1 protein-coding gene is annotated in these 1,601 nt (G+C 61.1%); it reads right to left on the bottom strand.

Features of this window, described 5'->3' with window-relative positions; translation table 11 throughout:
- Positions 1-1,573: ATP-binding cassette domain-containing protein (locus HMPREF2879_RS09040; protein ID WP_246822948.1), on the bottom strand; the 1,573-nt coding region annotated here is incomplete at its 3' end.
- Positions 1,574-1,601 lie beyond the last annotated feature (28 nt).

Here is a 1,601-nt window from a genome sequence, read left to right on the forward strand (position 1 = left end):
CAGCCAGAAGCACCTGCGCCACCGCGGCGCGGAACCGCTCACCACCGGAGAGCTCACTGGTCTTATGGTGCACGCTTTCGCGACGGAAAAGCAGCCGCGCCAGCTGGTCACGCAGATGCTGTTCGCTCACGCCAGGGTTAGCCCGCTGCACGCTCTGCAGAAGAGTGAGCTCCGGGTCGAGGGTGATGCGCTGAGGAATGTACGCCCCCTCGATGCAGTACTCGACGCGGTAGGCGGGCTCCACGGGGGAGCGGTACTCCGGGTCGCCGGCGTGGGCAATTGCCTCAAGGAGGGTGGTCTTGCCGCTGCCGTTTGCGCCGGTGATGCGCAGGTGCTCGGGGCCGCTGAGAATCAGGTGCTCGGGGCGCTCCGCCGGGGTTCCCTGCTGGCTCTCGCTATCAGCCCCGGCGGGTGAAATATGCAGAGAATCAACCTTGGTGGGTTGCTGAATGGCAAATGTTTCACGTGAAACCCGAGAGTCAACACAGCGAGAATCAACCCTGCTCAGCTCCAGCACCTTACGTCCCGCGGGTAGGGGTTGTTGGCTCAGCTCGGCATAGATTTTCTCCTGCACGCGGACCTCATTCTGCGCGTTCTGGTATTCCTCCTGAGCCTGCTCCTGCTTGCCGACGCGCAGAACTCGAAGCTTCGCCGCCGCCTGCCGTGAGGCATCCTTGGCGAGGGCAAGAATCGTATCCGGCTGGTCGTCCTTCCACACCTGCGCCATGTTCTTCGAAATAATCTCCTGCGCATGCACCCACTCACGGTGCGCAGAACGTACCCGGTTTTTCGCCTCGCTCACGCGACGCTGAGCTGCCTGCTGTTCGGTGTCCAGCGCCTGGCGGTAGGTGCTGTAGTTGCCTTCGAAGAGGCGCAGATGAGCCAGCCCCTGCCGGTCGGCGTGAAGCTCCGCAATCACGTGCATGCGCTCCAATAGGTCGCGGTCGTGGCTAATAATGAGCGCCGGGCAGGGCAGCGCTTCCAGTGCCGTGAAGAGCTGAGCCTTCGCCGCAGAGTCTAGGTTATTGGTCGGCTCGTCCAACAGAATGAACTCGGGGTCAGAAACCATCAGTGAGGCAAGTGCGGCAATGACCGCCTCGCCACCGGAGAAGCTGTGCATCTGGCGGGCAAAGAGTGCGCGAACGGTATCGGGGTTATCGCGGTCCACCTGGGTCCCCGGGGTGAACCCGTAGGTGGCCAGGGCGGTGAGGGTGCGCTCCTCAACGTCCCAGTTATCGCCAATAGTGTCGTAGAGTTCGGGGGAGTATTCGCCGGATTCCACTGCCTGCAGTGCCCACAGAATCTCGGAGATTCCACAGAGCTCGGCGAGGGTCTGTTCCCGATCCAGACCCAAATCCTGAGGCAGATACGCCATGCGCTCCGGCACCGCCAAAGAACCGGAATCCGGGGTCAAATCGCCCAAAATCAACCTCATAAGGGTTGTTTTTCCGCAACCATTATCGCCAATGAGTCCGGTCAGAGGTGCCGAAAACACCGCCGAAAGGTTCACAAAAAGTGGAGGCTCACTCGGGTGCGCGTACGAAATATGGTCGAGTGTAATGTGAAATGACATGGGCCGAGTTCCTTCGAGTAGGTGCTCG

The organism is Rothia sp. HMSC069C04, assembly GCF_001812895.1.
GTDB lineage: Bacteria > Actinomycetota > Actinomycetes > Actinomycetales > Micrococcaceae > Rothia.